At 77.1% G+C, this 23,083-nt stretch carries 21 protein-coding genes; 14 read left to right on the top strand and 7 right to left on the bottom strand.

The genetic code is table 11. The annotated features are described in order from the left end of the window. Positions 1 to 113 precede the first annotated feature (113 nt). Positions 114 to 1,388 (top strand): cation:proton antiporter, encoded by a 1,275-nt coding sequence (locus AB8M62_RS14655; RefSeq protein WP_369070035.1) that lies wholly within the window; start codon positions 114 to 116, stop codon positions 1,386 to 1,388. 6 nt (positions 1,389 to 1,394) lie between these two features. On the opposite strand, the gene AB8M62_RS14660 is transcribed toward AB8M62_RS14655, so the two are convergent. Then, positions 1,395 to 3,254 (bottom strand): SpoIIE family protein phosphatase, encoded by a 1,860-nt coding sequence (locus AB8M62_RS14660; protein WP_369070037.1) that lies wholly within the window; start codon positions 3,252 to 3,254, stop codon positions 1,395 to 1,397. A gap of 170 nt (positions 3,255 to 3,424) precedes the next feature. On the opposite strand from AB8M62_RS14660, the gene AB8M62_RS14665 reads away from it, so the two are divergent. Together AB8M62_RS14665 and AB8M62_RS14670 are read left to right on the top strand one after the other, a co-directional pair. Next, complete coding sequence (locus AB8M62_RS14665) at positions 3,425 to 3,973, top strand: hypothetical protein (RefSeq protein WP_369070038.1); 549 nt, start codon at positions 3,425 to 3,427, stop codon at positions 3,971 to 3,973. Positions 3,974 to 4,152: 179 nt separating this feature from the next. Beyond that, positions 4,153 to 4,413: a hypothetical protein gene (locus tag AB8M62_RS14670; protein ID WP_369055817.1), complete on the top strand. Its 261-nt coding sequence runs from the start codon at positions 4,153 to 4,155 to the stop codon at positions 4,411 to 4,413. Positions 4,414 to 4,473: 60 nt separating this feature from the next. Here the strand turns inward: AB8M62_RS14670 and AB8M62_RS14675 are convergent, their stop codons facing one another. Together AB8M62_RS14675 and AB8M62_RS14680 are read right to left on the bottom strand one after the other, a co-directional pair. Beyond that, a complete protein-coding gene (locus AB8M62_RS14675) occupies positions 4,474 to 5,388 on the bottom strand; it encodes a manganese catalase (RefSeq protein ID WP_369055818.1) in 915 nt (304 codons plus the stop codon). A 295-nt stretch (positions 5,389 to 5,683) separates the two neighbouring features. Beyond that, a complete protein-coding gene (locus AB8M62_RS14680; RefSeq protein WP_369055862.1) occupies positions 5,684 to 5,866 on the bottom strand; it encodes a CDGSH iron-sulfur domain-containing protein in 183 nt (60 codons plus the stop codon). A 204-nt stretch (positions 5,867 to 6,070) separates the two neighbouring features. On the opposite strand from AB8M62_RS14680, the gene AB8M62_RS14685 reads away from it, so the two are divergent. From AB8M62_RS14685 to AB8M62_RS14695, 3 genes are read left to right on the top strand one after another with little or no spacing between them, the layout of a single operon-like run. Further along, positions 6,071 to 7,075 carry an iron-containing redox enzyme family protein gene (locus AB8M62_RS14685; RefSeq protein WP_369070071.1) on the top strand — a complete coding sequence of 335 codons (1,005 nt, stop codon included), beginning with the start codon at positions 6,071 to 6,073 and terminating at the stop codon, positions 7,073 to 7,075. Continuing rightward, entirely contained in the window at positions 7,072 to 8,106 is a 1,035-nt protein-coding gene (locus tag AB8M62_RS14690; protein WP_369055819.1) for a glycosyltransferase family 2 protein, read from the top strand. The genes AB8M62_RS14685 and AB8M62_RS14690 overlap by 4 nt, the downstream gene beginning before the upstream one ends. Further along, the gene (locus AB8M62_RS14695; RefSeq protein ID WP_369070040.1) at positions 8,103 to 8,393 is read left to right on the top strand and encodes a hypothetical protein; all 291 of its coding nucleotides are present in this window, start codon (positions 8,103 to 8,105) and stop codon (positions 8,391 to 8,393) included. Before AB8M62_RS14690 ends, AB8M62_RS14695 begins: the two co-directional genes overlap by 4 nt. A gap of 59 nt (positions 8,394 to 8,452) precedes the next feature. Here AB8M62_RS14695 and AB8M62_RS14700 read toward each other — a convergent pair whose 3' ends face one another. Continuing rightward, the gene (locus tag AB8M62_RS14700) at positions 8,453 to 8,788 is read right to left on the bottom strand and encodes a DUF8129 domain-containing protein (protein WP_369070041.1); all 336 of its coding nucleotides are present in this window, start codon (positions 8,786 to 8,788) and stop codon (positions 8,453 to 8,455) included. 129 nt (positions 8,789 to 8,917) lie between these two features. On the opposite strand from AB8M62_RS14700, the gene AB8M62_RS14705 reads away from it, so the two are divergent. Together AB8M62_RS14705 and AB8M62_RS14710 are read left to right on the top strand one after the other, a co-directional pair. After that, positions 8,918 to 9,958: a chemotaxis protein CheB gene (locus tag AB8M62_RS14705; RefSeq protein WP_369070042.1), complete on the top strand. Its 1,041-nt coding sequence runs from the start codon at positions 8,918 to 8,920 to the stop codon at positions 9,956 to 9,958. A gap of 104 nt (positions 9,959 to 10,062) precedes the next feature. Then, complete coding sequence (locus AB8M62_RS14710) at positions 10,063 to 11,886, top strand: CheR family methyltransferase (RefSeq protein WP_369070072.1); 1,824 nt, start codon at positions 10,063 to 10,065, stop codon at positions 11,884 to 11,886. Here AB8M62_RS14710 and AB8M62_RS14715 read toward each other — a convergent pair. Beyond that, positions 11,837 to 12,370: an ANTAR domain-containing protein gene (locus tag AB8M62_RS14715; protein WP_369070043.1), complete on the bottom strand. Its 534-nt coding sequence runs from the start codon at positions 12,368 to 12,370 to the stop codon at positions 11,837 to 11,839. The genes AB8M62_RS14710 and AB8M62_RS14715 overlap by 50 nt on opposite strands. Positions 12,371 to 12,464: 94 nt before the next feature. On the opposite strand from AB8M62_RS14715, the gene AB8M62_RS14720 reads away from it, so the two are divergent. Further along, entirely contained in the window at positions 12,465 to 13,292 is an 828-nt protein-coding gene (locus tag AB8M62_RS14720) for a GAF domain-containing protein (protein WP_369070044.1), read from the top strand. 19 nt (positions 13,293 to 13,311) lie between these two features. On the opposite strand, the gene AB8M62_RS14725 is transcribed toward AB8M62_RS14720, so the two are convergent. After that, positions 13,312 to 15,417, bottom strand: a complete 2,106-nt coding sequence (locus tag AB8M62_RS14725; protein WP_369070045.1) for a SpoIIE family protein phosphatase — start codon at positions 15,415 to 15,417, stop codon at positions 13,312 to 13,314. A gap of 290 nt (positions 15,418 to 15,707) precedes the next feature. On the opposite strand from AB8M62_RS14725, the gene AB8M62_RS14730 reads away from it, so the two are divergent. Together AB8M62_RS14730 and AB8M62_RS14735 are read left to right on the top strand one after the other, a co-directional pair. After that, complete coding sequence (locus tag AB8M62_RS14730; protein WP_369055826.1) at positions 15,708 to 16,094, top strand: ATP-binding protein; 387 nt, start codon at positions 15,708 to 15,710, stop codon at positions 16,092 to 16,094. A gap of 101 nt (positions 16,095 to 16,195) precedes the next feature. After that, positions 16,196 to 18,334: a SpoIIE family protein phosphatase gene (locus tag AB8M62_RS14735; RefSeq protein ID WP_369070046.1), complete on the top strand. Its 2,139-nt coding sequence runs from the start codon at positions 16,196 to 16,198 to the stop codon at positions 18,332 to 18,334. Between the two features lie 32 nt (positions 18,335 to 18,366). Here AB8M62_RS14735 and AB8M62_RS14740 read toward each other — a convergent pair whose 3' ends face one another. Beyond that, on the bottom strand, positions 18,367 to 18,756 hold the full coding sequence (locus tag AB8M62_RS14740) for an ATP-binding protein (RefSeq protein WP_369070047.1): 390 nt from the start codon (positions 18,754 to 18,756) through the stop codon (positions 18,367 to 18,369). 241 nt (positions 18,757 to 18,997) lie between these two features. Here AB8M62_RS14740 and AB8M62_RS14745 point away from each other — a divergent pair, with 241 nt between their 5' ends. The 3 genes from AB8M62_RS14745 to AB8M62_RS14755 all read left to right on the top strand — a co-directional run bounded on the left by AB8M62_RS14745 (position 18,998) and on the right by AB8M62_RS14755 (position 22,991). Continuing rightward, entirely contained in the window at positions 18,998 to 20,074 is a 1,077-nt protein-coding gene (locus AB8M62_RS14745; protein ID WP_369070048.1) for an FAD-dependent monooxygenase, read from the top strand. 80 nt (positions 20,075 to 20,154) lie between these two features. Further along, positions 20,155 to 21,096 (top strand): diacylglycerol/lipid kinase family protein, encoded by a 942-nt coding sequence (locus tag AB8M62_RS14750; RefSeq protein ID WP_369070049.1) that lies wholly within the window; start codon positions 20,155 to 20,157, stop codon positions 21,094 to 21,096. Positions 21,097 to 21,212: 116 nt separating this feature from the next. After that, on the top strand, positions 21,213 to 22,991 hold the full coding sequence (locus AB8M62_RS14755; protein ID WP_369070050.1) for a SpoIIE family protein phosphatase: 1,779 nt from the start codon (positions 21,213 to 21,215) through the stop codon (positions 22,989 to 22,991). The last annotated feature ends 92 nt before the right edge of the window (positions 22,992 to 23,083 follow it).

The raw sequence follows: 23,083 nt of genomic DNA on the forward strand, positions 1-23,083 counted from the left end.
CCCCCCCCCCCCCCCCCCCCCCCCCCCCCCCCCCCCCCCCCCCCCCCCCCCCCCCCCCCCCCCCCCCCCCCCCCCCCCCCCCCCCCCCCCCCCCGCGCCACGTCTGGAGCCCCGTGCTCGCTCCCGTCCTGTTCCTGCTCGCCGGTGCCAGCGCCCTGCTGGCCGCCCTGCTGCCCCGGGTCGTCGACCGGCTGCCCCTCAACCTGCCGATGACGTTCCTCGGCGTGGGCGCCCTGCTGGGCCTCGTGCCCGGCCTGCCGCTCGTCAGCCCCGTCGACCACCCCGTCGCCACGGAGCACGTCACCGAGATCGTCGTGATCATCTCCCTGATGGGCGCCGGCCTGGCCCTGGACCGCCCCGTCGGGTGGCGGCGCTGGGCCAGCACGTGGCGGCTCATCGTCGTGGCGATGCCGCTGACCATCGGCCTCGTCGCCCTCACCGGCACCGTCCTGGCCGGGCTGCCCGTGGCCGCCGCCGTGCTGCTCGGCGCCGCCCTGGCCCCCACCGACCCCGTGCTGGCCAGCGACGTGCAGGTCGGCGAGCCCGCCGACGAGGAGGGCGCCGAGGACGAGGTGCGCTTCGCCCTGACCAGCGAGGCCGGGCTCAACGACGGCGCCGCGTTCCCCGTCGTGCACCTGGCCGTCGTCCTGGCCACCGCGGGGGCCACCGCCGGAGCGCTGGGCGGGTGGGTCCTGGAGGACGTCCTGCTGCGCACCGTCGTCGGCCTCGGCGTCGGGCTGGCCGTGGGGAACCTGCTGGGCCGGCTGTTCTTCCGCCTGCACCTGGGCGGCGGCCGCCTGGCCGATTCCGTGGAGGGGTTCACCTCCCTCGCCGTGACCTTCCTCGCCTACGGCGTGGCCGAGCTGCTGCACGGGTACGGGTTCGTGGCCGTGTTCGTGGCCGCCTGCTCCATCCGCGCGGTCGAGCGCAGCCACGACGCCCACCGCGTCGCCCACAGCTTCGTCGAGCAGGTCGAGCGGATGCTCACCGCGTGGCTGCTGCTGCTGCTGGGCGCCGCGCTCACCGACGGCCTGCTCGGCGCCCTCACCTGGCAGCTCGCGCTGGCCGGCGCGCTCCTCGTCGTCGTCGTGCGGCCCCTCGTCGGCTACCTCAGCCTCGCCGGCACCCCCACCGGTCCGCGCGAGCGCTGGGTCGTCGGCATCTACGGCGTGCGCGGCATCGGGTCGCTGTACTACCTGGCCTGGGCGCTGGAGCAGCACGACGGGTTCCCCGCCGAGCAGCTGTGGGCCACCGTCGGCTTCACCGTGGCCCTGTCCGTGCTCGTGCACGGCGTGACCGCCAAACCGGTCGTGCGCCGCCTGGACGCCCAGCGGTTCGAGCGCGCGCCCTCCGACCGGCCGCAGGACGTGGCCGGCACCCACGTCTGAGGGCGCTCAGCCGGCGGTGCCCACGCGCACCTCCGGCGGGTCCGGCGGCAGCACCACCGGGCCGGCCTCCGGCGGGCGCGGACGGTCCTCCGGGTGGGTGCGCAGCACGAGCAGCGCCACGTCGTCGTCGTGCTCGGCGGCCACCTCGGCCACCAGCGCGTCGCACAGCTCCTCGACGGTCAGCTCGTGCCGGGCCGCGACGAAGTCGCGCAGCCAGTCCAGGCCCTGCTGCAGGGGCGCGTCGCGGCGCTCGACCAGGCCGTCGGTGTAGAGCACGACCGTCGCCCCGGGTTCCAGCCGCACCCCGTGGTCGGCGCGCGGGCTGTCCGGCGCCAGGCCCAGCAGCAGGTCCGGCGGCGTGGTCAGCAGCCGCGCCGCGCCGCCCGGCTCCACGAGCACCGGCGGCGGGTGGCCGGCGCTGGACCAGCGCAGCGTGCGCACCCCGGCCGCCCGCTCCGCCGCCGTCTGCTCCACCTGCGCCAGCACCGCCGTGGCGATCGCGCCGATGCCCAGCTGCTGCATCGCGCGGTCCAGCCCGGCCAGGACGTCCGCCGGGCCGCCGGCCAGCGCCACCGCCACCCCGCGCAGGAGGTTGCGGACCTGCCCCATCGTGGCCGCGGCGTCGCGGTCGTGGCCGGCGACGTCGCCCACGACGAGGCTCGTCACGCCGGGCGGGGCGATGAAGCAGTCGTACCAGTCGCCGCCGACGCGCGCCTGCTCCGCCGCCGGCAGGTAGCGCACCCCCACCTGCAGGTGGTCCGGCTCGTAGGGGGCCGTCAGCAGGCTGCGCTGCAGGGCCTCGGAGACCTGCCGCTCCTGCTCGGCGGCGCGGATGCGCGCCAGCGTCTGCGCGCACTGCGCGGCGAACGCCGACAGCAGCTCCACGTCGCGGTCGCTGAACTCCTGCTGCTCGCGCCAGCCGACCGTCAGCGAGCCCAGAGTGCGCTCGGCCGCGCGCAGCGGCAGCGCCACCCACGTCACCAGCCCCGTCTCGGCGACGACGCGCTCGACCTCCGGCGAGAGCGGGGCCTCCGCGCGGGCGTCGGGGACGACGACGGGCGAGCCCGTGGCCGCGGCCACCGACGGCGGCAGCGGCGAGTCCAGCGGCACCGTGCGCCGCTGCCCGCCCCAGCGGCGCAGCGAGCGCGTCAGGGTCAGCTCCAGGCCGTCGCCGGTCACCACGCCCACCGCGCCGCCGTCGGCGCCCAGCACGTCCAGCCCCCGCACGACCGTCTCCGTCAGCTCCGGCAGCGTGGAGGCCGCCGTCAGGTGCACCGCCACCCGCGCCAGGCCCGCCAGCCGGCGGTTCGCCGCCGCCTCGGCCGTCAGGGCGTCGCGCAGCCGCCGGCCCTGCGCGTGCAGGTCGCCCTCCAGCTGCTCCACGGCCCGCTCCGCGTACGGGGAGACGGGCTCACCGCCCTGCGCGCGCACCCACGCGGTGACGTCCTCCACGCGGTGCAGCAGGTACGCCACCTCGCCGTCCGGGCCGCGCACGGGCGCGTTGACCGGGCTCCACCAGCGCACCTCGAAACCCGCCCCGTCGGCGACGGCGATGTCGTAGCGCTGCAGCGGCATGACGTCCGGCTCGCCCGTCTCCAGCACGCGGCGCAGCGAGGCGGCCAGGTTGCCGGCGCCCCGGGAGCCGGGGTCGTCGGGGTTGTCCGGGTACACCTCGAACAGCGGGCGGCCCACGACCAGCTCGCGCGGGTGGCCGGTGGCCAGCTCGCGGGCGCGGTTGACGGCCACGACCCGCAGGTCGCGGTCCAGCACCAGGTACGGCGTGGGCAGGTCCTCGAAGACGGCCGCGAAGTCGACGCCCGCCCCGGCACGGGTGCCAGCGCGGGTCCCTGCGTCGGTCCTCGTCACGGCGGTGCTGCTCCTGGACGTCCGGACGGCGCACGCCCGGCGTGCTCGGTCCTGCTGATCGTAGGCGGCGCACCGGCCGGGCGGAGGACGCATGAGCGTCGCCGTCCGCGGGTAGGCCGATCCCGAGCGCCCGCCGCCGGCGGGCCGCACGACCCCGAGGAGGACCACCCGTGACCGGACGCCAGACCCTCATCCGCTCGTTGCACGACGTCGGCCTCGCCGCCTGGTTCGGCGGCTCGCTGTTCGGCGCCGTCGGCCTCAACGGCGCCTCCGCCGTCGTGCGCGACCCCCGCGACCGCACGAAGGTCGCCGCCGCCGGCTGGGCGCGCTGGGCCCCCGTCAACGCCGCCGCCCTGACCGCGCACGCCATCGGCGGCGTCGGGCTGATCGTGGGCAACAAGGGTCGCGTCCTGGGGCAGAGCGGTACCCGCGGCAACACCGTGCTCAAGGCGGCGCTGACCGTCGTCGCGATGGGCGTCACCGGCTACTCCGGCCTCAAGGGCGCCCAGCTGGGCAAGGACGCCGACGCGCCCGCCGCCAGCGGCGTCGACCCGGACGCCCGCACGCCGGAGGACGTCGCCGAGTCGCAGCGCAAGCTGAAGGCGCTGCAGTGGGCGATCCCGGCCCTGACCGGGGTGCTGCTGGTGATGACCGCCCAGCAGGGCGAGCAGCAGAAGGTCTCGCAGGTCGTCAAGGGCTTCCTGCCCGGCGTGCGCTGACCCCCTCCCCCCACCACCGCCCCCTCCCCCACCACCCCCGCGGTGATCGTGGATGGGTGAACGCTCACCCGTCCATGATCACGGCGGGAGGACGAGGTGGGGACGGGAGGGTTGGTCCGGGCGGGTGACACGGGGCGCGCGGGTGCAACGCGGCACCCGGCGCGCGCGATGAGCAGGACGTGACGCAGACACGAGCCCTCGCCGCCTGGTGGGCCGGCCTGGACGAGGGCCGGCGCGCCACCGCACTGGACCTCCAACCCGGCCAGCACCTGCCCGCCGACCTGGCGGACACCCTCGTCCAGCACGGCGTGCGCGTGCCCACGGCCTGCGTCGTCTGGGACGCCGCCGGCGTGCAGCTGCGCCGCACCCTGCACGTGCAGCCCGGCGCCCTCACCGACTTCCTCGCCGGCGTGCGCGCCTGGAGCTGCGCCGCCGCCTGAAACCCGTCCCGCGGTGATCATGGACGGGTGGACCCTCACCCGTCCATGATCACGGCGGGGTCAGGTCAGGGTGTTCTTGACCTTGCGCACCACGTTCTCGACGGTCTGCGCCCGCGCGCCGGCGGCGTTCCCCGGCTTGGCCGGCCCGGCGTTGCCGTCGTAGGTGACGAACTGCAGCGGGTCCGGCGCCGGCAGCGTGCCGTCGTCCTCCGTGAGCGGCCGCAGCGGCTCGACCCGGAACGGCTCGCCGTCGATCACGCTCTCGCCCGTCGCCCACAGGCCCTGCCCCGCCGCGCTGTCGTCCTGCGCGGTGTAGAACACGTGCGCCGCGTCGTCGTCCTCCAGGTCCGCGTTCGAGCGCTCGATCACGCCCTCGACGAAACCGTCCTCGATGAGCATCTGGATGCCGAGCATCCACTGCTGCTGGTGGTAGGTGTCGCGGGCCAGGTTGAAGGCCAGCATGTCCTTGACGCCGCGGTCGTCGGTCATGTTCGCGATGCGGCTGGTCATCAGGCGGCTCTGGCCCTCGGCGGCCGCGTTGGAGCGGAAGTCCGTCAGCAGGTTCCCGCTGGCGACGATGTAGCCGGCGTTCCAGGGGTTGCCCAGGCTGTCCGTGGGGCGCGCGCCGCCGCCGGAGACGATGGCGTGCTGCGGGTTCTGCCCGCCGATCACGGCCGCCAGCACGGGGTTGGTGGCCACGGCCTTCTCGGTCACCTCGCCGGGCGCGCCCTCCAGCAGGCGCGCCAGCATGACGGTGAGCATCTCGACGTGCGAGATCTCCTCCGTCCCGATGTCCATGATCATGTCCTTGTACTTGCCGGGGACGCGGCAGTTCCAGCCCTGGAACAGGTACTGCATCATCACGGTCATCTCGCCGAACTGCCCGCCCAGGATCTCCTGGAACTTCATGGCGAACAGCGCGTCGGGCTTCTCGGGCTTCGCGGTGAACTGCAGCTCTCGGGTGTAGCGGTACACGATCTCGCCTCCGGTGGTTTCGTCAGGACGTCCTGTTCCCGGGAGCGGCGCGCGGACGGCACTGCCCCGCACGGCGGTCCACCGGGGGCCTGGGCTCGACCACGCCCGACGCTAGGCGCGGAGCGGGCGGTCCGCACCCGGGGAACGGCCCGGTCGCGGGCCTTGTTGCGGAGGGCGGGGGGCGGACCTAGCGTTCCCGGCAGGTCGACACCAGGCCAGCACCAGCGCAGCACCGCGCACCCACCTCCCGTCGGAGAGACCGATGACCCCCGCAGCCCGCACCGCGGGCACGCCCTCAGGACCGGCCCGCGGGCCGGACCTTGTGCGTGCCGTCGCAGAACGGCGCACTGCCCGTCCTGCCGCAGCGGCACAGGGCGATCGTGCGCCGCTCGCGCGGGACGTCCACGCCGTCGGCGTCGAGGACGACGGCCGGCCCGCGCACCAGCAGCGGACCGTCCGGGCAGACGGTGATGGTCACCTCGGCGGGAGGCGTCGCCGGGACCTCCCGGCCGTCGTCGGTGGGAGCGGCGTCGCGGAGCCGGTCGGCTCGGGTGTCGGTCACACGACCGCTCTACCCGCTGCGGCGCGGTTCCACCAGCGCGCCGCCCCGAGGCGACCCGGAGGTCCCGTGACCACGCAGCTCGAGCCCACGACCACCGCACCCGGCACCGACGACGGGCGCATGCCGCTGCCGGCCCCGCGCGGCCGGCTCAGCGCCGCGCTGCTGGCCCACCTCGTCGAGCCCGGCTCGGCCGGGACGGCGCAGGACCTCCTCGACCTGGCGCGCGCCGCCGCGAGCACCGCCGACGTCCTGCGCGACGAGGACGTGCAGCTGTCCCTGACCGTCCTGTACGAGCTGTCCTACCGCGGCCTGGCCGGGGTCGACGACGCCCTCGAGTGGGACCTGGACCTGCTGCGCGTGCGCCAGACGCTCGAGGAGCCGTTCGAGCGGGCCGTCCGCGAGCTCGTCGACGTCCCCGCCGCCGAGCCCGGCGACGTCGCCGAGACCCTGTTCCGGATGGCCGCCGAGGACGACGGCCCCGGCCTGTCCCGGTACCTGGCCCGCCGGGCGGACCTGGAGCAGTACCGCGAGTTCCTCACCCACCGCTCCGTGTACCACCTCAAGGAGGCCGACCCCCACACGTGGGCGATCCCCCGGCTGGCCGGCCCCGTCAAGGCCGCGCTCGTGGAGGTGCAGTCCGACGAGTACGGCGGCGGCCGCGCCGACCGCATGCACGCCGCCCTGTTCGCCCGCACCATGCGCGCCCTCGGCCTCGACGACACCTACGGCGCCCTCGTCGACCGGGTCCCCGCGATCACCCTGGCCAGCACGAACGCCATGTCGATGTTCGGGCTGCACCGGCGCCTGCGCGCCGCCGTCGTCGGCCACCTGGCGGTGTTCGAGATGACGTCCTCGATCCCCAACCGGTTCTACGGCAACGGGCTGCGGCGCCTCGGGTTCGACGCCGACGCCACCTGGTTCTTCGACGAGCACGTCGAGGCCGACGCCGTCCACGAGCAGATCGCCGGGCGCGACCTCGCCGGCGGGCTGGCCCGCCGCGAACCCCACCTGACCGGTGACGTCCTGTTCGGCGCCGCGGCCTGCCTGGCCCTCGACGGACTGGTCGCCGCGCACGTCCTGGAGCGCTGGGAGGAGGGGCGCAGCTCGCTGCGCGACCCCGCGTGACAGCCGGCCCGGAGGCGGTCGCCCACCGCGCGGTCCCCGTCCGCGGCGCCCAGCGCCTCGACGGCGAGTACGTGCTGCCGGTGCGCTGGTCCGGGCGCCCCGGGCACGAGCTCGAGGAGCTGGCCGCGTACCTGCGGGGGCTGTCCGGGCAGCTGCACGTGACCGTCGTCGACGGCTCGGCGCCGGAGGAGTTCGCCCGGCACGCCGCCGCGCTCGGCGGCACCGGCGTCCGCCACGTGCCGCCGGAGCCGTGGCCCGGGCGCAACCGCAAGGTCGCCGGCGTGGTCACCGGGGTGCGGGCCGCCCGCTCGGAGTTCGTCGTCGTCGCCGACGACGACGTCCGCTACGGCCCCGGCGAGCTGCGCGACGTCCTGGAGGCGCTGCAGGACGCCGACGTCGTCGTCCCGCACAACGTCTTCGCACCGGTGCCGTGGCACGCGCGCTGGGACACCGCGCGCGTCCTGCTGAACCGCGCCACGTGGGGCGACTCCCCCGGGACCCTGGGGGTGCGGCGCAGCCTGTTCACCGCGATGGGCGGCTACGACGGCGACGTCCTGTACGAGAACCTGCAGCTGCTGCGCACCGCACGGGCCGCCGGCGGGCGCGTGGTGAGCGCGCCGTGGGTGTACGTGCGTCGGCTGCCCCCGACGGCGGCGCACTTCCGCTCCCAGCGGGTGCGGCAGGCCTACGACGACTTCGCCCAGCCGGCGCGGCTGCTCGTGGAGGCGAGCTGGCTGCCGCTGCTCGTGCTGGGGGCGCTGCGGCCCAAGCTGTTCGGGCTGCCGGCGGCCTCGCTGCTGGCCGGGTCCGTCGCGGTCGCCGAGGCGGGCCGGCGGCGCGCCCGCGGCACCCGCCACTTCCCCGCCGACGGTGCGCTGTGGGCGCCGCTGTGGGTGCTGGAGCGCTCGGTGTGCGTGTGGCTGGCGATCGGCGCCCGCGCCCGCGGCGGGGTGCGCTACTGCGGCGAGCGGCTGCCGCGCGCGGGGCGGCGACCGCGGCCGCGGGTGACCGGCTGGCGGGAGGGCTCGTGAGCGCCCGCGTGGCCGCGACCGGCAGCTGGACGGCCGACGACGGCGCGCGCCTGCCCGCCGGGGAGGTCCACGCCTGGGAGCCGGGGCAGAACCAGACGCTGTGCGGCGTCCCGCTGCACCGCGCGGGGCTGCGCCGGTTCGCCGGGGTGGCGTTCACGGACGTCGACCCGGCCACCGGCGGCAGCGCCGACGCCGTGCGGGAGGTGTGCCCGCGCTGCCTGGCCGCCACGGGCGCCTCCCGCCGCGGCCGGCACCCGCGCTGGCAGCGCACCGACCCCCGCCCCTGACCCCCCTCCCCCACCGTGATCACGGAGGGGGCGGCGCGGGGAGGGGCGGTCTAGCGGCGTCAGCCGCGGGGCTGGGAGGGGTTCGTGGGATCGCCGTGCGAGGGCGGGTTGACCGGCGGCGCGTCCGTGTCGCCGACCTTGCGCCCGGCCGGCGGCGGAGCGCCCTCCGGCTGCAGGCCCGCCGGGTCCCCGCCCGAGGGCTCGGCCCCGGACGCCAGCTGCGCGGCGCGCTGGCGCAGCACCGTCAGCACCGGCTCGCGGGCGCCGTGCTGCTCCTCGTAGGCGATGATCTGCGCCAGCTGGCCGGCGTCCAGCGCGCGGGCCCGGTCGGCCAGCGCCGCGGTGGGCAGGTGGTCGTAGTCGGGCACGGCCAGGTGGCTGCGGTCGTCGGTCACGGTTCCTCCGTCGTCCTCGTCGGGTCCCGGGGACCGGGTCCGCCGGGCAGGCGCGATCCTCCACCTCCGGCCACGGTAGGAGGGACGGCGGCGCCGGGCGAGCCGGGCGGGCGCGACTACGCTCGCCGCATGAGGACTCGCGACGTCGTCGTCGTCGGCGCCAGCGCCGGGGGCGTCGAGGCGCTGCGCGCCCTCGTCGCCGGACTGCCCGAGGACCTGCCCGCCGCCGTCCTCGTCGTCCTGCACGTCCCGCCGACCGGCGCGAACGCGCTGCCGGCGATCCTCGACCGCTCCGGGCCGCTGCCGGTGCGCACGGCCCGCTCGGGCGACGCCCTGGAGCGCGGGCAGGTGCTCGTCGCCCGGCCCGACCGGCACCTGTTCGTCGCCGACGGCCACGTCCTGCTGACAGCCGGCCCGCGCGAGAACGGGCACCGCCCGGCCGTGGACGTCCTGTTCCGCTCCGCGGCGCGCGCGCTGGGCCCGCGGGCGGTCGGCGTCGTCCTGTCCGGGAACCTCGACGACGGCGCGGCCGGGCTGCTGGCCCTGCGCGCCGCGGGCGGCACGGGTGTCGTGCAGGAGCCCGCGGACGCCCTCTACCCGGGGATGCCGGCAGCCGCGATCGCCGCGGGCGAGCCCGAGCACGTGGTCCCCCTCGCCGACGTGGCCGCCACGGTCTCGCGCCTGGTGGGCCAGCCGGTCGGCGACCACCCGGCCGGCACCGACCCCCTGCTGCGGGAGGAGACCGACGTGGCGCGCTCGGCGGCGAACCCCGGCGCCGGCGACGACCACGCCGGTGCGCCGTCCGGCTACACCTGCCCGGACTGCAACGGGTCCCTGTACCGGATCGAGGACCACGGCATGCTGCGGTTCCGCTGCCGGGTGGGGCACGCCTGGTCGCCGGAGAGCCTGCGCACGCAGCAGTCCGTGTCCACCGAGGGCGCGCTGTGGATGGCCGTGCGCAGCCTGGAGGAGCGCGCCGCGCTGCACCGGGAGATGGGCCGGCGCGCCCGCGACGCCGGGCACGGGCTGACGGCGCAGCGGTTCTCCGAGCGCGCGGCCGAGAACGCCGCGGCGGCCCTCGCGCTGCACCGGCTGCTCGCCGAGCCGGGCGACGCGGCGGACGACGAGGACGGGGAGCGGGACGTGCGGGACGCGGAGGTGGTCCGGTGAGCGAGCACGACGGGACCGTGGACGGGGCGGTCGACGGGTTCGGCGACGGCGCCCTCGAGGAGGTCGAGGAGGGTCCGGCCGTCGTCCCGGACGGTTTCGAGGACCTGCTGGAGCTGCTCAAGGAGTCCCGGGGGTTCGACTTCACCGGGTACAAGCGGCCCAGCCTCGTGCGGCGGGTGCAGCGGCGCATGGCCGACGTGGGGATCGAGTCCTTCGGCGACTACCGCGACCTGCTCGAGGTGGACGGCGACGAGTTCACCGCCCTGTTCAACACCATCCTCATCAACGTCACGTCGTTCTTCCGCGACCCCGACGCGTGGGACCGGTTGCGCACCGACCTGCTGCCGGAACTGCTGGCCCGCCGTCCCGAGGGACCGCTGCGCGCGTGGAGCGCCGGCTGCGCGTCCGGGCAGGAGGCGTACAGCCTGGCGATCTGCCTGGCGGAGCTGCTCGGTCCCGAGGAGTTCCGCGCCCGCGTGAAGATCTACGCCACGGACGTCGACGAGGACGCCCTGGCCCACGCCCGCACCGCCACCTACTCCGAGCGGGAGGTGCGCAGCCTGCCGCCGGACCTGCTGTCGCGGTACTTCGAGACCAGCGGCAGCCGGTGGACGTTCCGGCCGGACCTGCGCCGCTCGGTCATCTTCGGCCGCGCGGACCTGGTGCAGGACGCGCCGATCTCCCACGTGGACCTGCTGCTGTGCCGCAACACCCTGATGTACCTGAACGCCGAGACCCAGGCGCGGATCGCCGAGCGGCTGCACTACTCGCTGAACCCCGAGGGCACCCTGTTCCTCGGCAAGGCGGAGATGCTGCTGAGCCAGAGCGCGCTGTTCACGCCGATCGACCTGAAGAACCGGCTGTTCCGCCGCGTCGGCCCCTCGCGGGCGCCGCTGCGGGTGACGGCCGCCGCGCCGCTGCCGGTCTCCGCGGGCGCCGACGTCCCCGCGGCGCTGCGCGCCGAGGCCATCGCCGCCAGCCCCGTCGCGCAGATCGTGCTGGACGCCACCGGGCGCGTCGTGCTGACCAACCACCGCGCCGACACCCTGTTCGGGCTGTCCCCGCACGACGCGGGCCGCCCGTTCCAGGACCTGGAGGTCTCCTACCGACCCGTGGAGCTGCGCTCGGCGGTCGACCAGGCGCACAGCCAGCGGCGCACCGTGTGGATCCGCAACGTCGAGTGGCGCCGCGGGCGCGGCGAGCGCGAGTGGCTGGACGTGCAGGTGGTCCCGCTGCGCAGCCCGCAGGGCGTGGACCTCGGCACGGCCGTCGTGTTCGTCGACGTCACCCGCTCGCGCCAGCTGCAGGACGAGCTGGAGGAGGCGCACCGGCAGCTGGAGACCGCCTACGAGGAGCTGCAGTCGACCAACGAGGAGCTGGAGACCACCAACGAGGAGCTGCAGTCCACGGTCGAGGAGCTGGAGACCACCAACGAGGAGCTGCACTCCACGAACGAGGAGCTGGAGACGATGAACGAGGAGCTGCAGTCGATGAACGACGAGCTGCAGGCCTCCAACCACGAGCTGCGGCTGCGCACCGACGAGGTCGGGTCCCTCAACACCTACATGGACGGCGTGTTCGCCAGCCTGCGCGTGGGGGTCGCCGTCGTCGACCCCGACCTGCGCGTGCGGGTGTGGAACGCGTGGGCGGTGGACGCGTGGGGGCTGCGCGCGGACGAGGTCGTCGGCGAGCACCTGCTGACCCTGGACACCGGCCTGCCGCTGCAGCGGGTGGGCGCGGCGGTGCGGGCGGTGCTGGCCGGCGAGGGCGACGCGAGCCTGGTGGAGGCGGCCGTGAACCGGCGCGGGCGCCCGCTGACGGTGACGGTGACGGTGTCGGCGCTGGCGGAGGCGGGGTCGGTGACGGGCGCCGTGGTCGTCATGGAGCAGGTCGCCGCCGACCGGGCCGCGGCGCCGGGCGAGGGCTGAGGCCGGCGGCCCTCGGCGGCCCGGCGACGACCCGCAGGAACTCCTCGGGCAGCCCCTGACCGGCGGCCACCCGCGCCGCGAGCGCGGCGGCCACCTCGCGCAGCTTCACGTTGCTGCGCTGGGACACCTCCACCAGCAGGCCGAACGCCTCGTCGGCGTCGCAGCCGCGCACCAGCATCACCATGCCCACGACGTGCTCGATGGCGGGGCGGCTGCGCAGCGCCGCGCCCAGCTGCTCGACCTCGCGCTCGAGCTCGGCCACCCGCGCCGCGGCGGCCCGGGCCCGCTGGACCACCTCGGAGCTGCGCTCGCACGCGGACAGGGCGCGCAGGTGAGCCACCGCGAGGTCCTCGTGCAGCGAGCGGCGCACCCCGTGCTCGTCCGCCGCGCCGTCCAGCAGCGCGAGCGCCTCGACGTCCGCGGCGTCCTCGTCGTGGGTCCCGCCGGCGGGTGCGGCGCGGTCGCGACGGGTGTCCTGGCTCACACCGCCAGCCTCCACCCCCGCGCCCGGCGCGGCCACCGGGCTCGGGGCGCACCTCCTGCTGCGCACCGGACGGGCGCGGGTCCAGCATGGGCCGGTGGGTGTGGAGACCTCCGGGCGGCTCGTGGCGCACTCGCGCGCGCTGGTCCTGGGCGCCCGCCAGCGCGACAGCGCGCTGCGCGAGCGCAACCAGCAGCTCGTCGAGCGCGTCACCGGCCGCGGCGGGCCCGCCGTCGGACCCCGCCCGGCCCCCTCCCCCCTCACCACGGGCACGCGGGAGCCCGCGCCCGCCAGCCCCGAGCTCGCCGTGTGCGCGGCCATGGCGCCGGTCGTCCGCTTCGACCGGGCGGCCGTCGTCCTGCTGGCCGCCGAGGACCTGCACTCCGCGCTGGCGGGCAGCGACGCAGCGCTCGTCGCGCACCTGCAGCGGCAGCTGACCGTCGGGGAGGGGCCCGTCCTGGAGGCCCGGCGCCGGCGCTGCGGCGTCCTGGTGCCCGACGTGCACTCCGCGACGTCGTGGCCGCTGCTGGCCGCGGCCGGGCCGCGGCCGCCGTTCCGGGCCCTGGCGGCGCTGCCCCTGCAGACGGGCGGCGTCCCGCCGGTGGGCGTGCTGTGCGCGGCCCGCGACGGGGCGGACGCCTTCGGCGCCTCCGAGCGCGCCGCCCTGGACCGCCTGGCCGACGTCCTCACCGCCAGCGTCCTGCTGCGGCTGGACGAGCAGCACCCGACCGCCCTCGCGCCGGTCGTGGACGACGTCCCGGACGCCGTGTCGGTGGCCGCCGGGGTCCTGCGCCAGCGCCACGGCCTGGGCGTGGAGGAGGCGCGCGCGCTGCTGCGGGCGGCGGCCTTCTCCCGCGGCGGCACCGCGGAGTCGCTGGCCCGGGCCGTCCTGGCCGGGCAGGCGGACCCGGTGACCGACGGCTGAACCGCCCCGGGCCCGGGGGTCAGGGGTGCAGCCGCACCGCCAGCAGCGCCACGTCGTCCTCGGCGTCCTGCGGCACCAGCCGCTCCAGCACCGCCGAGCACAGCTCCGGCAGCCCGGCGCCGCGCAGGCCCGCCACCGCCGCCCGCAGCCGCCGCAGCCCCTCGTCGACGGACTGCCCGCGCCGCTCCACGAGGCCGTCGGTGAACAGCAGCAGCGTGTCCCCGCCCGCCAGGGTCGTCACCCGGTCGGTGCGCCGCGCGGCGGCGTCGATGCCCAGCAGCAGCTCGTGGACGGGGGTCTCGAGGTACTCGCACGTGCCGTCGGCGCGCAGCAGCAGCGGCGGCGGGTGCCCCGCCGACGACCAGCGCAGCAGCGCCGCCCCGCCCTCGCCGCGCTCCAGGCGCGCCACCAGGGCCGTCGCCGTGGTGTCCACCGCCAGGCCGCGCATGGCCGCGTCCAGGCCGGTCAGCAGCTGCGCCGGCCCGTGGTCGGTGGCGTGCGCGATGCCGCGCAGCAGGCTGCGCAGCTGCCCCATCGCGGCGGCCGCCGACACGTCGTGGCCCATGACGTCGCCGATGACCAGCACCGAGCGGCCGTCGCGCTGGCGGAAGGCGTCGTACCAGTCGCCGCCCACCTGCGCGGCCGCGGCGGCCGGCAGGTAGCGCGCCTCCAGGTCGGCGCCCTCCGGGTCGACGAGGGCGGTCAGCAGGCTGCGCTGCAGCCCCTCGGCGATGTGCTGCTGCTCGGCGTACAGGCGCGCGTTGTCCAGGGCCAGGCCCGCGCGGTCGGCGACCTGACCGGCGGTCAGGGCGTCCTGCCCGCGCAGCGGCTCGCGCTCCGGGCCGCGGAACAGCGTGACCAGCCCGCTGGTGCGCCCCCGCGCGCGCAGCGGCAGCACGGCCATCGACTCCGGCGCCAGCTCGGCGAAGACCTCGCGCGCCGGCCCGGGGGCCAGCAGCTCGCTGACGGCGGGGGCGGCGTCGCGCTCGACGAGCACGGCCTGCTCGGTGCGCAGCGCCTGGTGGACGAAGGAGTTCGGCGACATCCCGCGCAGGCGGTGCGCGGCGTAGGTGCGCACCAGCTCCCGCGCGGCCGGGTCGCGGTGCCAGGAGCCGACGTCGCGCAGGCCCCCGTGCTCGTCGACGAGGGTCACCACGCACCAGTCGGCCAGCACGGGCACGACGGTCTGGGCCAGGCGGGCCACGGCCTCCTCGGCGTCCAGGGTCGCCCCCAGCTGGTCGCCCACCGACGCCAGCAGGCGCAGCCGCTCGGCGGCCGCGGCCGTGCGCACGCGCTCGCGCTCGGCCTCGGCGCGCGCGGCCTCCACGGCCTCCACGGCGCGGCGGCGGGCGGTGACGTCGATGAAGTACACCGACAGCCCGTCGGGGGTGGGCCAGGCGCGCACCTCGAACCAGGCGTCCAGCGGCGCCGGGTAGTACGCCTCGAACGCGACGGGCTCGCCCGTGTCCACCGCCCGGTGGTACTCCTCGTCGAAGGGCGCGCCGACGGCGGCGGGGAACAGCTCCCACACGTCGCCGCCCAGCAGCTCGCCGCGCGCGCGGCCCAGCAGCTCCTCGGCGCGGGCGTTGACGTAGGAGAAGCGCCAGTCGCGGTCGAGGGAGAAGAACGCCGTCGGCATCGACTCCAGCACGCGGGCGGTGCGGGCGTCGGCGTCGCGCTCGGCGGTGGTGTCGTACGCGGCGCCCAGCATGCGCACCGCGCGGCCGGAGGGGCCGGCCAGGGCCTTGCCGCGCGCCTGGACCCAGCGGGTCGTGCCGTCCGGGCGCACCACGCGGTACTCGGCCTCGAAGGTGCCGCAGGTGGCGATGCACTCGTCGACGGCGCGCGAGACGCGCGCGCGGTCGTCCGGGTGCAGGCGCGCGTCGAAGGCGGCGATGTCCTCGGCGAAGGTCGAGCGCTCGTAGCCGAACAGCTCCACGAGCCGGTCGTCCCAGCTGAGGCGGCCGGTCACCAGGTCCCAGTCGAAGCCGCCGATGCCGGCGGCGGTGATGGCCAGCTGCCAGCGCAGCCGGGCGGCCTCCCGCTCGACCTGCTGCTCGACCTGCTGCTCGACCTCGCCGGGCGCGCCGAGGTCGCCCGCCAGGTCGTGCCCGTGCCCGTCCACCCGGCCCCCTCTCGCCTCGCGCCCTCCGGGCCGCCCTCGGCGGGGCGGCCGCACGGGAGGAGCCCGTGGTCCCAGGTGGACCCACGGTAACGGAGGCGGTGGGCGCGGGTCCCGCCGCGGACGGCGGGACCCGGCACCGCGACCCCGGCCCGCCCGGGGGCACCCGCACGGGTCACCCCGCGGTTGCCCGGGGCCACGCAGGTGCCACAGTGGTGGCCCTCCGACACGTTCGGAACAGACTCGCAACAGACGCAGCCGTGCAGAAGGTCCGCGGCCTACCTGGAGGTGGGATGGCGCGCGCCCGTTTCGCGGCGGAGCTGTCCGCCGCGCGCGCCGCGCGGCGGTGGCTGCGCGAGGAGCTCTCCTCCCCCGGCCTGCCGGCCGCGCTGCAGGAGCGCGTGGAGCTGCTGACCACCGAGCTGGTGACCAACGCGGTGCGGCACGGCTCCGGCCCGGTCGCCGTGGAGTGCGACGTGCGCGCCCGGGCGGCCGGCCGGGTGGTGCGGGTGGCGGTGGCCGACACCTCCGACGCCCGGCCGCAGCTGCGCCACGTCGCGCCCGAGGCGACCGGCGGGCGCGGGGTGGCGCTGGTGGACGCGCTGTCCGCCCGGTGGGGCGTGGAGCGCAGCGGTGCGCACGGCAAGGTGGTGTGGTTCGAGCTGGACCTGCCCGGGTGAACGCCCCGCGGGGAGGAGCGGGTGAGAACGCTCACACCCCCCGCCCCCCGGCGCCCACCGGCGCTGGGCGGGTGTCGGGACCTCGGGCTACTGTCGAACGCGTGGACGGGGTGAACGCCGGATTCGCGAGCGACGCCGTCGCCGACTCGCTGCCGCGCGTGGTGCAGAGCCAGCCCGGTGCCGTGCTCCTCGTGCGGGTGACCGACGGCGTCGTGCTGACCGCCAACCCGACGGCCGAGCAGCTGGCGCCGGGCGTGCAGCTGCCCTGCGCCGTGGACGACTGGTCCCGCGCGGCGGGCCTGCAGGCCGCCGACGGCTCCGACCTGGACGACCCGACCTCGGGGATGGCCGCCAGCCCCCTGTCGCGCATCGCCGCCGGGCAGCCGGTCCAGGGCGAGCGGGTGACGGCGCAGCGCAGCTCGGACATGTCCGACAGCCGCGAGGACCTGTGGGTCGTCGGCGTCCCCTTCGACCAGGAGGAGACGTTCGAGCCGCTCCTGGGCCTGGCGCTCGTCGTGCTGCTGCCGCTGCGCGAGTCCGAGCAGATCCGCGACGTGCAGGAGTCCGCCGAGCGGCTGCACAGCCGGGCCGTGGTCGCCAGCGACCTGTCCTTCGCGATCTCCGACCCGAACATCGAGGACGACCCGCTGGTCTGGGTGAACCCCGCCTTCGAGAAGACGACCGGGTACCAGCGCGGCGAGGTCCTCGGCCACAACTGCCGCTTCCTCCAGGGCCCGGACACCGACCGGGCGGCCGTGCAGCGCATCCGGGAGGCGCTGGGGCGCGGGGAGACGGTCACCGAGCTCCTCCTGAACTACCGCAAGGACGGCACGGCCTTCTGGAACGAGGTCGTCATCTCCCCCGTCCGCGACGCCGACGGGCACGTCACCCACCACGTCGGCGTCCAGTCGGACGTGACGCTGCGCGTGCAGGCCGAGGCCGAGCGCGACGCGGCGCTGGCGGTCGCGCGCGACGCCCGCCGCCGCCTGGAGTTCATGTCCACCGTCACGGACGCGCTGTCCAACGTCCTGGACCCCGACGAGGCGCAGGACCTGCTGCCGGCGCTGGTCGTGCCCGAGTTCGCCGAGTGGGCGTTCGCGACGATGCTCGACAGCACCGGCCGCACCCGCCACATCCGCGCCGCGCACGCCAGCCCCGAGCGCAAGGACGACGCCCAGCGCTTCCAGGACCTGCACGCGCGCGGGCTGTCCGAGCAGTCGGTGTCCATGCGCGTGCTGCGCGGCGACGTCGGGCCCACCCTCATCCAGGACGTCGACGAGGTGTGGCTGCGCCGCGGCACCCGCGAGGGCGAGACCGCCGACCTGCTGCGCCGCCTCGGCCTGGGCAGCGCGATCGTCGTGCCGCTGCGCGCCCGCGGGGCGATCACCGGGTCGCTGACGCTGCTCTCGGGGCCGGACCGCCCGCCGTTCGGCGAGGAGGACCTGCACACGGCGACCGACCTGGGCGCCCGGGCGGGCGTGGCGCTGGAGAACGCGCGCCTGTACGCCCAGCAGCGCCGGCAGTCCGAGACGCTGCAGCGCAGCCTGCTCACCCCGCCCACCGGCGCTCCGGGCCTGGACGTGGCGACCCGCTACTGGCCGGCCGCCGAGGCCGCGCAGGTCGGCGGCGACTGGTACGACGCCTTCACCGTGCCCGACGGGTCCACGTTCCTCGTCATCGGCGACGTCATGGGGCACGACGTGTCCGCGGCCGCCGCGATGGGGCAGCTGCGCACGATGGTCCGCTCGGTGGCCTACGACCGCTCGGCCGGGCCGGCGGAGGTGCTGCGCCGCATCGACGTCCTCATCGAGGGCCTGGGCGTGACGACGCTGGCGACCGGGATCGTCCTGCAGGTCGAGCGCTCCGACCCCTCGGTCGACGGCCGGCGCATCCGCTGGTGCACGGCCGGTCACCTGCCGCCGGTGCTGGCCGATCCCGACGGCACGGTGCGGCTGCTGGAGGGCGACGGGATCGTCCTGGGCCTGGGCACCTACCTGGAGGCGCGGAGCGAGCACGAGGCGCACCTGCCGGTCGGCTCGACGCTGCTGCTGTACACCGACGGGCTGGTGGAGCGGCGCGACCAGTCGATGGAGGACCGCCTGCACGAGCTGCGCCGCACGGTGGTCGAGCTGGGCCAGACCCCGCTGGAGACCTTCTGCGACGAGGTCGCCTCGCGGTTACTGCCCACCGGCAGCGACGACGACGTGGCGATCGCCGCGGTGCGGGTCCTGCCCGACTGACGCCCGGCCGCCGGGCCGGCCCGCGGGGCGGGTCAGGCGGCGGTGCGCAGCTCCAGCCACACCGTCTTGCCGTCGCCCTCGTGGCTGTCCACGCCCCACCGTTCCGACAGGGCGGCCACCAGCGCCATCCCGCGCCCGGAGACGTCGCCCGGCGCGGCCTCGCGCGGCTCGGGCAGCCGCGGGTCGGAGTCGCGCACGCTCAGCCGCAGCACGTCGTCGCAGCAGGTCACGGTCGCGAACACGGGCGGGCTGCCGTGCCGCACGGCGTTCACGGCCAGCTCGGTGGCCAGCAGCAGGGCGGTGTCCAGGGACGCGGCACCGTGCTCGGGGCAGATGCCCCGCCGCAGGACGTCGCGGAACGCGCGAGCGGCGGACAGGTCGTCGGGCAGGTCCACCCGCTGCTCGTTCCGCGTCGCGCACATGCGGTCAGTGTGCTGCGCCGCACCCGATCCCGCCCCCCGACACCACCCGGGCGACGGCACCCCGCCCCCACCCACCACCGTGATCTCGCAGTTGGTCCCAGCAAGATCACGGAGGGTGGAGCACCGGGTCCGCGAGGTCGGGTGGACCGGCGGCAGCTCTCCCCCTGTCGTGATCACGGAAGGGTGGAGGTTCCACCGTCCATGATCACCGCGGAGGGGCGGGGCGGAGTAGCGTCGCGGTGTGCGCGGGCTCGCGGTCGTCGCCGGCGGGGGCGTCGCCGGGCTGGCGCTGGCGCGCGGCCTGCTCGCGGGCGGGTGGGACGTGGAGGTCCACGAGCGCGCCGACGGCCCGCCCGCCACCGGGTCCTCGCTGGGGATGTGGCCGCACGCCGTCGCCGCGCTGCGCCGCCTCGGCCTGGACGACCTGCTGCGCACCCGTGCCGTGCCCGCCGGGCGCGGCGAGCTGCTGCGCGCCGACGGGCGGGTCCTGGCCTCCCTCGCCCCCCGCGGCGACGTCCGGCTCGTCGACCGGCCCGACCTGCTGGCCGCCCTCGCCGGCGGGCTGCCGCCGGGCGTCGTGCGCTGGTCCTCGCCCCTGACGGCCGACGGGCTGGACGAGGCGCTGGAGCGCGCCGACGTCCTCGTCGGCGCCGACGGCCTGCGCAGCGTCGTGCGCCCGCGCGTGGCGCCCGCCCGGCCGCGGCCGCTGCACCAGGTGGCCGTGCGCGGGGCCGCGCGCGGGCGCGCCGACCGGGTCGCCGAGACGTGGGGGCGCGGGCGGATCTTCGGCACGACCGCGCGCGCCGACGGCGACACCAACGTCTACGCCGCCGTCGCCGCGGCGCTGGCGCCCGCCGCCGACCGCGAGGACCCGCTGGCGCTGCTGCGCCGCCTGTACGCGGGCTGGCACGAGGGCGTCACGGGGACCGTGGAGCGGCTGCGCCCGGAGACGCTGGACGTGCGCGAGCTGCACGACCTGCCGCCGCTGCCGGCGTACGCGCGGGGACGGGTGGCGCTGGTCGGCGACGCCGCGCACGCGATGGCCCCGAACCTGGGGCGCGGGGGCTGCGAGGCGCTCGTGGACGCCGTCGTCCTGGCCGACCGGCTCGTCGCCGCGCCGGACGCGGCGAGCGCGCTGGCCGGGTACGACGCCGAGCGGCGCGGGCCGACCCGGCGGGTGGTGCGCGCCTCGCGGGCGCTGTCGCGGATCAGCGGCGCGACGCGGGGGGCGCCGGTGCGCGACGCCGTGGCGGCGCTCGGCGGACGGGTGGCGCGCGCGGCGACGGCGGGCGCGACGGTGCCCCGGGACGTACGGTGATCGCCGACGGGCCGCCCGCCAGGACCCGCGAGCCGCGGGGCCCGGGGGACGGCGGTGACCAGCGAGGGACGGGTGGCGCGGTGAGCGCGGGCACGAGCGCGGGCGTGGACACGGGCGGGGCCGGGCGGCTGCGCGAGGTCGTCGTCGTCCTGAACCCGAACAGCACCGGTGACGGCCCGGCGAACGCGCGCGGCCTGGCCGAGGAGCTGGCCGAGCGGGTCCCGCAGCTGCGGGTGCGGCTGGCCGAGACGCAGCACGCCGGTCACGCGGAGGACATCGCCCACGACGCCGTCGCGGAGGCCGGGGAGGCCGGCGGGGTGCTGGTGGTCTCCGCCAGCGGTGACGGCGGCTACCACGAGGTCGTCAACGGCGTGGTGCGCGCGCAGCGCACGGGCCGGGGCGTGGGCGCGGCGGCGGTGCTGGCCTCCGGCAACGCCAACGACCACGCCACCGCCACGCAGGAGCGCCCGCTGGCCGACGCCGTCGTGGAGGCCGCGGAGGGCGGCGGCTTCGACCGCATGGACCTGCTGGAGGTGGCCGCCACCGGGCAGGAGCCGCGGGTGGCGCACTCCTACGTCGGGGTGGGCATCACCCCCGTCGCGGCGGCCGCGCTCAACGAGCACGACCTGGACGCCGCGAAGGAGACGTACCTGGTGGTGCGCGCGTTCTGGCGCTACCGGCCGCTGACGGTCGTCCACGACGGCCGCGAGGTGCGCATCGACAGCCTGGTGTTCGCCAACATCGACCGGATGGCCAAGTACGCGCAGCTGTCGAGCACCTCGGCGCCCGACGACGGCCGCTTCGAGACGCTGCTGATCCCCCACCGGAGCAAGCTGCGCCTGCTCGCGGAGTTCCTGCGGGTGCTGCGCGGCCGCTTCGAGGTGGAGTCGCGCGAGGCGCCGTACACGTTCACCACGCGCAACCCGATGCCGCTGCAGATGGACGGCGAGGTGGTGTCGGTGCCCGGCGGCACCGACGTGACGGTGCGGTGCCTGCCGCTGGCCCTGCGCACGGTCCGGTGAGGCGTGAGCCCGTCGCCGACGCACCCGTCGCCGACACCCGCTCCGCGGCCACGGGACCCGCCGGTCCCCCCGGCGACACCGGCGTGCCCGCCGGCCCGCCCGCCCCGGGGCCCGGGGTGAGCGACGTCCTGGCCTCGCTGCCGGCGGCGGCCGACCAGGCGCTGGACCGCTTCGCGCGGCTGGCGACCGCCGCGCTGGGCACCCCCGTGGCCCTGGTGTCCTCGGTCCGCGCCGACCGGCAGGTGCTGCCGGGCGCGGTGGGGCTGCCCGAGCCGTGGCAGGCGGCCCGCGAGACCCCGCTGACGCACTCGGTGTGCCGGCACGTGCAGGCGGCCGGGCACGTCCTGGCCTTCCCGGACGTGCGCGCCGACCCCCTGACGGCGGACTCCCTCGCCGCCCCCGACCTGGGGGTCGTCGCCTACGCGGGCGCTCCGCTGCGGGCCCTGGCGCCGGGGCAGGACCCGTACGGCCCCGGCGCGTCGGACGGGCCCGTCATCGGGGTGCTCTGCGCGATCGACACCGCCCCGCGCGAGTGGACGGCCACCGAGCTGGCGCTGCTGAGCGACCTGGCCGCGGCCTGCTCCGCCGAGCTGCACCTGCGCGTCACCGGGGGCGAGGCGCGCCGGGCGGCCGAGGAGGCCCGGGCCGCCGAGCGCCGCAGCCGCCTGCAGCTGGCCGTCTCGGAGGCGCTGGCGGACGTGCGCTCCCCGCAGGAGGTGGCCTCCGCGGTGGCGCTGGTCGCGCGGCGCGACCTGGACGCCGTGTGGGCGGGGCTGCTGCTGGTGGACGCCGCCGGCGAGGAGCTGCGCCACGTCGTGCCCGGCTCGCCGGCCGGGCAGGAACCCGTGGACGCCGCCTTCCGGGCGGTGCCGCTGGACGGGCCGACGGCGCTCGCCCACGCCGCCCGCAGCTGCGAGCTGCTGCTGTTCAGCACGACCGCCCAGCTGCTGGAGCGCTTCCCGGCCTCGCGGGCCGCGTCCCGGCTGGACGAGGTCGGCGCCACCGCGCACGTGCCGCTGGTCGCCGACGGCAAGCTGCTGGGCGTGGTGGTGCTGGCCTTCGCCGACGAGCACGTGTTCAGCCCCGCCGAGGTGGAGGTCGCCAACGGCCTCGCGCAGACCGTCGCGCAGGCCGTGGCCCGGGCCCGGCTCATCGCGGAGAAGCGCACGACGGCGGAGGTGCTGCAGCGCGCGCTGCTGACGCGGATGCCGCAGCCGGACCACCTGGAGCTGCGCGCCCGCTACGTCACCGCCGGCGGGGAGGAGGTCGGCGGCGACTGGTACGACGCGCTGGTGGGCGCCGACGGCGCCACCTCGCTGGTCATCGGGGACGTCACCGGCCACGACATCGTCGCCGCCGGGATCATGGGGCAGATCCGCGGGACGCTGCGCGCGTTCGCGCACGACCGCGACGAGGGGCCGGCGGAGGTGGTCCGGCGCCTGGACCGCGCCATGCCGGGCCTGCAGATCTCCGGGATGGCCACGCTGGTGCTGGCGCGCGTGGAGCAGACCGCCGCCGAGCGCGCCCGCGGGGTGCGGCGGCTGCGCTGGACGAACGCCGGCCACCCGGCGCCGGTGCTGCTGCTGCCGGACGGCTCGACGCAGCTGCTGGCGACGCCGCCCGACCTGCTCGTCGGCGTGCTGACGGAGGTGGCGCGCCGCGAGCACGAGCGCGAGGTGCCCGCCGGCAGCACCGTCGTCCTGTACACCGACGGCCTCATCGAGCACCGCGGCCGCAGCCTGCGCGCGGGCCTGGACGACCTGCGCGCGCTGCTGTCGCGGCGGGCGCACCTGCCGCTGGAGCAGCTGCTGGACGAGGTCGTCGCCGAGCTGGTCGGGACCCGCCCCGACGACGACTGCGCGCTGCTGGCCGTGCGGATGCACCCGCAGGGCTGAACCCCACCCGGGACCTTGGTCCCTGCGGGTGGTCCGGGTCGTGACGCCCTCAAGGGGGGCGCCCGCGCTGTCGTCCTCCTCACCAGTGACCA

Origin of the sequence: Kineococcus terrestris (genome assembly GCF_041020755.1) — a bacterium.
Taxonomy (GTDB): domain Bacteria; phylum Actinomycetota; class Actinomycetes; order Actinomycetales; family Kineococcaceae; genus Kineococcus; species Kineococcus terrestris.

What these genes read in the sequence shown, in the direction of transcription:
- AB8M62_RS14685 (WP_369070071.1), top strand. Translation starts at nt 6,071, where the DNA reads ATGCCGCTGCCGGCCCCGCGCGGCCGGCTCAGCGCCGCGCTGCTGGCC.
- AB8M62_RS14705 (WP_369070042.1), top strand. Translation starts at nt 8,918, where the DNA reads ATGAGGACTCGCGACGTCGTCGTCGTCGGCGCCAGCGCCGGGGGCGTC.
- AB8M62_RS14730 (WP_369055826.1), top strand. Translation starts at nt 15,708, where the DNA reads ATGGCGCGCGCCCGTTTCGCGGCGGAGCTGTCCGCCGCGCGCGCCGCG.
- AB8M62_RS14740 (WP_369070047.1), bottom strand. Translation starts at nt 18,756, where the DNA reads ATGTGCGCGACGCGGAACGAGCAGCGGGTGGACCTGCCCGACGACCTG.